This window comes from Microvirga lupini (genome assembly GCF_014191055.1).
GTDB lineage: Bacteria > Pseudomonadota > Alphaproteobacteria > Rhizobiales > Beijerinckiaceae > Microvirga > Microvirga lupini_A.
In genome coordinates this window covers 818271-826273 of sequence record NZ_JACHWB010000003.1, presented here as the reverse complement: position 1 = coordinate 826273, position 8003 = coordinate 818271, and the positions used below count along the sequence as shown (strand labels likewise).

The window sequence follows — 8003 nt, the reverse complement described above, 5'->3', positions numbered from 1 at the left end:
GATCAGGTCGGTATCTATTCACCCGGCTCCAAAGAACCGGCGCAAGGACACCGCCGCCTACGCTTCTCTTCCCCTCTCAACAATGTCAAAGAGCAAAATTCCCCGCCACAAGACGAAGAAGAGAACCTCAAACCATCCCAGTCGCCCAAAGCGCTCAGGATCCTCAAGGCCCCGTCAGGCCAGCCACTCAGTGGCCGCCGTCGATGAAGATGTTCTAGTCCAAGGCCCGGCCGCTGTCAACAGCATTCGAAAAGAATTCCGAAGTTCTTTTCGAGAGAATGCTGTGGCCGCACAAGTACAGATACAGTCTTCCCGTTCACAGAAATGAGATCATTTCTGCGCTGACCTTGCTGCCAGGCCAAAACCCGCAGCCCATGCCGGACAAGAACCGCCAGAGGAGCCACACCAGCGCGCCCGACCCCGTCGAACCGCCAAAGCTCTTGGACAAACCCGGATGAAACCCAGGCCCACCCCGCACAGCACACCCGGCCCGAAGCGCAAAGCCCCAGACCCACCATGCCCGCCATGCAGGAGAAAGCCCCTCAGACCCCAATCAGCCCAAAGGAAGCGCCGATATAAACACCCCACCACACTTTGCAAGGACTTTGTGAAAATACAGAGGAAGGAGCCAAAGGGCAGGACGTGAGCGCTTGGGAGTTCCGGTTGAACCCCTAAAGGGATATGGTGTTTCTCTGTGTACATGTAGGGTTTGCCTCAACGCCTGATCCACTCCTCGGAGTGCGTTCGAGTAGGAGCATGATGAGGTTCTGTCGTGCGGGAGATGTCGTGCTGGAGGTATGCTATAGAGCGAACCGCTCGCCGCCTTTCGGGACACAGCCAAGCAACTACGCCCCGCACGGATGATATGAGGTTTCATTGACGCTGCCACCCGCCACTCAATCTTATCCCAACGATGTAACTGCCGAGCTCATCGTCGATGCGGTCACGGACATAGCTCTTGTTACCCTGAATGCTCATGGAATGATTGCCACGTGGAACCGGGGAGCGGAGCTCATCTATGGCTGGACCAAAGGTGAGATGGTCGGGCAACCGATCACCCTTCTTTATGGAAATGAAGCTCCATCGCCTGACAGGCTGCTCCAGGAACTCCAGGTGATCCGGGAAAGAGGACGCTACGAGGCTCAAGGGTTAAGATCACGCAAGGACGGCTCCACCTTCATGGCAAGGGTTACGCTCACTCCGGTAACAGGGCGCGACGCCGCGAGCGGCGGCTTTGCCATGGTCACCCGCGACATAACGGAGTGGATCACGGCCGAGGAGGCTCTGAGGACGCGAGAAGCTCATCTACGTTCGATCCTGGAGACGGTTCCGGACGCCATGGTCGTGATTGATGAGCAGGCTCGCATCCAATCGTTCAGCGCGACGGCGGTTCGCCTCTTCGGCTACGAACCGGAGGAGGTGATTGGCGAAAACATCAAGATCCTCATGCCGGATCCTTATCGGGAACAGCACGACGGCTACATGCATCGATATCTGAGCACGGGGGAAAGACGGATCATCGGGATCGGGCGTGTCGTGGTCGGGCAACGCAAGGACGGCTCTACCTTTCCCATGGAATTGGCCGTGGGGGAGATGCGATCCGGAGGCATCCGCTACTTTACGGGCTTCATTCGGGATTTGACCGAGCGGCAGCAGACAGAAACGCGGCTGCAGGAGCTTCAATCCGAACTTGTCCATATGTCACGCTTTACCGCACTGGGCGAGATGGCTTCTACGCTGGCCCACGAAATCAATCAGCCACTGACGGCAATTACCAACTATCTCAAAGGCTGCCGCCGGATCCTGGAGCGGATGGACGGGGACGCGGTTCCCATGCTTCGTGATGCGGTCAACGAAGCCGGCGAACAGGCGTTAAGAGCGGGGCAGGTGATCCGTCATCTGCGCGAGTTCGTCGCTCGAGGCGAGAGTGAGCGCCATGTCGAGAATTTGCCCAAGCTCATCGAGGAAGCCAGCGCATTATCCCTCGTCGGGGCCAAGGAGCAGGGTGTGCGGGTCGTCTTCCAGCTCGACCCGGAGGCTCCCTACGTCCTGGCAGATCGAATTCAAGTTCAGCAGGTTCTGCTCAACTTGATCCGGAATGCCATCGAGGCCATGCAGGAGAGCGCGCGGCGGGAGCTGAGGATTGCGACGGCTTTGGTCGATGATAATCACGTCGAGCTGATTGTGGGGGATACAGGGCCAGGGCTTGCTCCTGAGGTTGCCGCGCAGTTGTTTCAGCCCTTTGTGACCACAAAGAAGCACGGCATGGGCGTCGGGCTCTCGATCTGCCGGACCATCGTGGAGTCGCATGGTGGGAAGATCTGGGCGGATTCGAAACAGGGTGAGGGAACGACGTTTCACTTTACTCTCAGGATGATCAAGCGAGAGGAGATGACGAATGCCGAGTGATGTGGCCGTGCATGTGGTTGATGATGACGTTGCGGTACGTAAGTCGCTCGCCTTCCTGCTGGCATCAGAAGGCCTTCCTGTGCGCCTTTATGAATCGGCATCGGCCTTCCTTGACGAGGTTGCAGGCGCAGAGGCAGGTTGCATCGTCACGGACGTCCGAATGCCCGGCCTTGATGGCATCCAGCTGATCAGGCACCTGAAGGAACGAGCCATTGCGTTGCCGGTCATCGTGATCACAGGGCACGCTGACGTGCCGATGGCGGTCGAAGCCATGAAGGAAGGAGCAATCGACTTTCTTGAAAAGCCTTTCGGTGACGATATCTTTCTGGCCACCGTGCGTGAGGCCCTCTCACGTTATGAGAAGAACAGCCACCAAGGCGCTCAGACAGCCGAGATCCAATCCCGGTTTGAGGCCCTCTCGGAGCGAGAACGGCAGGTTCTAGACGGGCTTGTCGCTGGCAAGGCCAATAAGGTCATTGCCTACGATCTCGGCATCAGCCCCAGGACGGTGGAAATTTACCGCGCCAACGTTATGGCAAAGATGCAGGCCAGAAGCCTCTCCGAACTGGTCCGCCTGGCTATGCTCATAGATGTGGCTTAAGCCCTTAAGGGATATTCCTGAATAGAGAATTGGTCCACTTCGTACATAATACGGATGTGGCAGGTTGCGCTCGGCTCTGTCCACATTCGAGGATCAGTCAGGCTCTTAACGATGTCCCAGCTCACGGGACCGGTCATCGTCGTAGACGACGATGCCGCGGTCCGAAACTCATTGAAGTTTGCCCTGGAGCTAGAGGGCCTGTCCGTCCGCCTGTTCAAGGACGGCGCCGAACTCCTGGCTGCGACCGATCTGCCGCAGAACGGGTGCTTTGTCATCGATTACAACATGCCGGGAATGACTGGAATCGAGCTCGTCGCGAGGCTGCGGCAGCGCCACATTGACAGCCCGGCGATCCTCATCGCATCCCAAGTCAGCGATGATCTTCATGGCCGGGCGGAGAAGTCCGGCTTTCGCAGGGTTATCGAGAAACCCCTCCACGACAGCGATCTGCTCGACAGCATTCATGCTGCCCTAGCGTGACTTCAAGAAGCAAGCCTGAGACTTTCCTGGCCTGCTCGAGTGGGCAAGGATGGCCCAGCACGTAAAATCGAACTGCTATGACAACACGTAAGCCCTGCAGCATTCTAGCGGCTGCAGGGCTCTTGATATTGTTGGTGTCATCAGAGTTGGAAAAGAAACGCGCCTCTCGGGCTATGCGTTCAGACGCTCCAAGGCCGCCTTGTTGCTCAGCACGACGTGGCGTGCGGAGGGAAGATCGATGATCCCCTGGCGCTCCAGCTGCGTAAACGAGCGTGAGACGGTCTCGATCGTCAGGCCCAAATGGTCGGCAATGTCGGTGCGTGACATGGGTAGGTCAAGGGCATCATCGCCGGATGTGCGTTCAACCATTTCGAGAAGGAACGTCGCGATCTTCTCGATAGCCGACTTGCGGCCCAGCAGAAGCATGTGATTCTGGGCCCGGACGAGAGAGCGCATCATCCCTATCGTAATTTCCTGCGCAAGCTGCGCATCATTGCCCATCGTTGCACTGAGATTGTTGCGACGGTAAGCGATGACGACGCACTCACCGACCGCCTCGGCACAGAAGCGGTACTCGTCACCGGCCTCAATGCCGAAGATATCGCCCGCCAAGTGGAAGGCATCGATCTGACGGCGGCCATCGCTCAGGAGCTTGGAGGTGCGAACGACACCTGAGAGCACCTTGTAGACATAAGCGGCGCGGTCACCCTCGGCGAAAATCTCCTCCTCCTTGGCATAGGAATGGACCGAGCCAACGGCCGGAGTGGCGGCATCGCCAGCCTTGCGAAACTGCGGAGCCTCCAGGGTGAAGAGCGGAAGGGCCGAAGAGGAAGCCTTGGTGAGGAGCGCAGTCTGCATCGAACCCTCGTGATCTCGTGTAGTGACGTTGGATCATGGGTACTGCTGAACAGGCTGGGCTAAAATTCAGGTCTGATACCTAAGGGGTTTACCGGAGGTGAGGTCTTGAGGCCTTCGGGCCTCCTTTACTTCAAAAGATCATGCCAAAGCGCTGGCCGCGAAAGCACCTAGAACTGCTCCTGCCAGGAGTGTGCCGTCATGGGCGCCAAGGAGCCAGCGGGGGACGGGACCATGGCCGTTCACCCAGAGCGTGGTGCCGAGCATGATCAAAGACCACCCGGCTCCAACCAGAGCGGCTGAGGCCGAGAAGCCGCCGACTGAACTCGAAAAGGCAAAGGCGATGGCGCCGACTGCCAGAAGAAGGCAGCCTCCCGCGGACAGGGGAACAGGCCGGGCAGCCCGGGGAAGAAAGGTTAGACACAGGGACGGTGCGTACATGGCCATGACATGCCATGCTACAGTGCCGACCACAGCCTCCGAGGGAGCGCAGCCGATCACCGCGATGGGAGTGGCGCCCATCAAGGCTGTCATGGCAAACCATCCGATGCTACCGATTGCGGTAGGAAGAAGGATCGAGCGGCAGCCCAACTGGACAGCAGCCTCAGTCTTCTGCTCCCGTCGGCTTTGATAGGGCAGAGCTGCGGTCGCCGCGAGAGAAGCGACATGGGCCAATGCCGCTGCCGCGGCTGTGCCGGCGAAAGTCCGAGAAAGGCCTGCTGCTTCGGCCAAGCCAGCGACGCTGGGAGCCGCTAGGCCAGCCAGGGTTGCCGCTCCGAAGACGATCAGGAGCGCAGTGACACCCCGGCTTCCGACTGGCACGGCCGCGTGGCGGTAGAAGAGGCTGAAGCCACCTGCAATTCCAAGCCAGAAGGCGCCAAGCACCAGGGCGCCGAAATGCATGGAGACGAGTGCCCAGACAAGCACCAGGCCACCGGCAGCTCCGAGGCTTGCACCCAGCGAGAATGCGGCGCGGCGGCCGAAGGAGTCCAGGAGGAGAGAGGCGGGGAGGCTCGCCAGGGCGGCCCCGATATAGAAGGCAGCGTAGGGCAGGCTCGCCAAACCCTGGCTGGGAGCCAGCGACAGGCCCGCCAGAGGCAGGATGCTGAGGGTCAGGACCTGGGCGAGCACGGAGAAGGCGAAGCCGGTCGCCAGAAGCAGCGTGCCCCGGCGGTCCATAGCATTCTCACCCAAGGCTCCGGGTTCGCAGATGCATTCGAGCTGCCCCGCCCGGGGCATGGCGGCCAGGGAGTTCATTTCCGGACATCGTCATCCGACAGGACGCGCAGGGCCGCACCCTGCACATCGTCATACTGACCATTCTTGAGCGACCACATGAAGGCCGCGAGCCCTGTCAGTCCGAGCAGCAGGGCCATGGGAACGAGGTAAATCAGAACGTCCATGGGATCAGGCTCCTTGGGGCGCCGGAACGGCATCGGCAGGGTTAGTTTGCTCAGCCGGGGCAGCAGGCGTGCGGCCCCTGGCTCGAAGTGCGTTGAGGGTCACAAGAGTCGAGGACCCGGACATGGCAAGTGCCGCCACGAGGGGAGTGACGTAACCGAAGAAGGCGAGCGGCACCGCGATAAGGTTGTAGACGAGCGCGATCCCCAGATTTTGTCGCATTAGGCTGTGGGCACGGCGGGAGATCTCAATGGTCTCCTGTACTGGCTTGAGCCTGTCGCCGAGGAACACCGCGTCGGCCTGAGCCTGGGTCAGATCGGCAGCGCTGATCGGGGACAGCGACACATGGGCGGCGGCCAGGGCCGGAGCATCATTCAGGCCATCGCCGACCATGAGCACCTTGCGACCTTCCCCCTTCAGGGCTTCAAGCGCCTCGATCTTCTCGGCGGGTTTGCAGCCCCCGTTCCACATCGTGATGCCGAGAGCCGCTGCGATAGGAGCCACGGCTTCGGGTCTGTCGCCGGAGAGAATACGGCAATCGAAACCGCGCTGGCGCAGTTCCGTGACGACGGCAATTGCATCGGGTCGCAGGGCTTGGCGAACCAGCAGCACGGCGCGCTGATCTCCCCAAGAGAAGGCGATGGCAGAAGCGGTAGGATCGGCCTCGGCGGCTTCCTTTGCCACACCCTCGGCGTCACAGAAGACGGGGCTGCCGAGGCGCATCTCGACTTCACCGACGATGGCTCGAACACCCTGACCGGGCTCCTCTACGGCGGCATCATAAGGGCGCCGATCCTGAGCCATCTGCGCCACGGCCGCGGCCAGCGGATGGTGGCTCGAAAGGGCCAGGCGACTTGCGGCCTGCAGGAGAGCGGGCTCCAGGTCCCCCACATTCACCACACTCATGGTCGGGAGGGTCAGGGTGCCGGTCTTGTCGAACACGATGGTATCGACCTTCGCCAGCCGCTCGAAAGCATCGCCCGCATTGAGGAACACGCCAGCGCGGAAGAGAGCCCCTGAGGCCACCACCTGGACCACAGGCACGGCAAGGGCGAGGGCGCAGGGGCAGGTGATGATGAGCACCGATATCGCGATGATCAGTGAATCGTGCACCGAAGCGCCGCTCGAGATCCACGCGATGGCGGTGAGAACCGCCGCCGTATGCACGACAGGGGCATAGACCTTGGCCACGCGGTCCGCGAGCTGCACGTAACGGGATTTCGCCGCGGCCGCGTTCTCAAGTAGGCGCTCGACCTCGTCGAGAAGGGTGCCCTTGCCCGAAGCAGTCACGCGCAGGGTCAGGGTGCCGTTGTAGTTCATACTCCCAGCATAAACCTGGCTCTCGGCCCTAACCGCCCGATGGGCCGTTTCGCCGGTCACGAGGCTCTCGTCGATCTCAGAGGAGCCGGAGATGACGACGCCGTCGACGGCGATGCGCTCGCCCGGACGGACGAGAACCCGGTTGCCGGTCTTGAGCGCGGCTGTGGGAACCAGGACGACCTCGCCATTATCTTCAATCCTGTGCGCGACCTCGGCTCTGTAAGCGGCGAGATTGCCTGCTACGGCACGGGTCTTGCGGCGCATGGCCTGATCGAGATAGCGGCCGCACAGCAGGAAGAACAGGAGCATGACCACCGAGTCGAAATAGGTGTGCTCGGCGGAGTTAATGGTCTCAACCACGGACATACCGAGCGCCAGCAGGATGCCGATGACGATCGGCACGTCCATGTTGGTCCGGCCGTTGCGCAGGGCCCCCATCGCGCTTTGAAAGAAGGGCTGCCCCGCATAGGCCACCGCCGGCAGGGCGATGAGAGCCGCAAGCCAGTGGAAGAAGTCCCGGATCTCGGGCGTGATGTCCGTGACGTTTCCGGACCAGACCGACACTGCCAGCAGCATGATGTTCATGGAGGCAAAGCCCGCCACCGCCAGGCACTTCAGCAACCACTTGGCGCGGCGGGTCTCCTCTTCCTCAACGAGACGGGACTGGAACGGGTGAGCCCGATAGCCGAGCCGGTGCAACTCCTCAACCACAGCAGCGGGAGACAGCTCTCCATCCCGCCATTCCACGGCAAGGCGGTGATTGGTGTAGTTCAAGCGTGCTTCGACCACACCGGGCAGTCGGCACAGCCCGCCCTCGATTTCATCGATGCAAGCGGCGCAGTCGATCCCCTCGATGGCGAGATCGAGGTGGGATGTGCCGTCGTCCTGGCGCTTGACATAGATGGAAAGATCGAGGGTTTCGGTCATCGGGAAGGGA

General features: G+C 60.9%; 8 protein-coding genes. 4 read left to right on the top strand and 4 right to left on the bottom strand.

Annotated features, from left to right (window positions below):
• The 4 genes from FHR70_RS23760 to FHR70_RS15385 all read left to right on the top strand — a co-directional run.
• Positions 1–207, top strand: a 207-nt coding sequence (locus tag FHR70_RS23760) for a hypothetical protein (RefSeq protein WP_210277619.1), incomplete at its 5' end; no start/stop codon positions are given.
• A 675-nt stretch (positions 208–882) separates the two neighbouring features.
• Positions 883–2409, top strand: a complete 1527-nt coding sequence (locus FHR70_RS15395) for a PAS domain-containing sensor histidine kinase (protein ID WP_246408211.1) — start codon at positions 883–885, stop codon at positions 2407–2409.
• Positions 2399–3010 carry a response regulator FixJ gene (fixJ, locus tag FHR70_RS15390; protein ID WP_183451603.1) on the top strand — a complete coding sequence of 204 codons (612 nt, stop codon included), beginning with the start codon at positions 2399–2401 and terminating at the stop codon, positions 3008–3010. Before FHR70_RS15395 ends, fixJ begins: the two co-directional genes overlap by 11 nt.
• A gap of 111 nt (positions 3011–3121) precedes the next feature.
• Entirely contained in the window at positions 3122–3490 is a 369-nt protein-coding gene (locus FHR70_RS15385; RefSeq protein ID WP_183451601.1) for a response regulator transcription factor, read from the top strand.
• Between the two features lie 171 nt (positions 3491–3661).
• On the opposite strand, the gene FHR70_RS15380 is transcribed toward FHR70_RS15385, so the two are convergent.
• The 4 genes from FHR70_RS15380 to FHR70_RS15365 all read right to left on the bottom strand — a co-directional run bounded on the left by FHR70_RS15380 (position 3662) and on the right by FHR70_RS15365 (position 7993).
• On the bottom strand, positions 3662–4348 hold the full coding sequence (locus tag FHR70_RS15380) for a helix-turn-helix domain-containing protein (protein WP_183451598.1): 687 nt from the start codon (positions 4346–4348) through the stop codon (positions 3662–3664).
• A gap of 138 nt (positions 4349–4486) precedes the next feature.
• Positions 4487–5602 (bottom strand): hypothetical protein, encoded by a 1116-nt coding sequence (locus FHR70_RS15375; protein WP_183451597.1) that lies wholly within the window; start codon positions 5600–5602, stop codon positions 4487–4489.
• A complete protein-coding gene (gene ccoS / locus FHR70_RS15370) occupies positions 5599–5748 on the bottom strand; it encodes a cbb3-type cytochrome oxidase assembly protein CcoS (RefSeq protein ID WP_183451595.1) in 150 nt (49 codons plus the stop codon). Before ccoS ends, FHR70_RS15375 begins: the two co-directional genes overlap by 4 nt.
• 4 nt (positions 5749–5752) lie before the next feature.
• Entirely contained in the window at positions 5753–7993 is a 2241-nt protein-coding gene (locus FHR70_RS15365) for a heavy metal translocating P-type ATPase (RefSeq protein WP_183451594.1), read from the bottom strand.
• Positions 7994–8003: the final 10 nt, after the last annotated feature.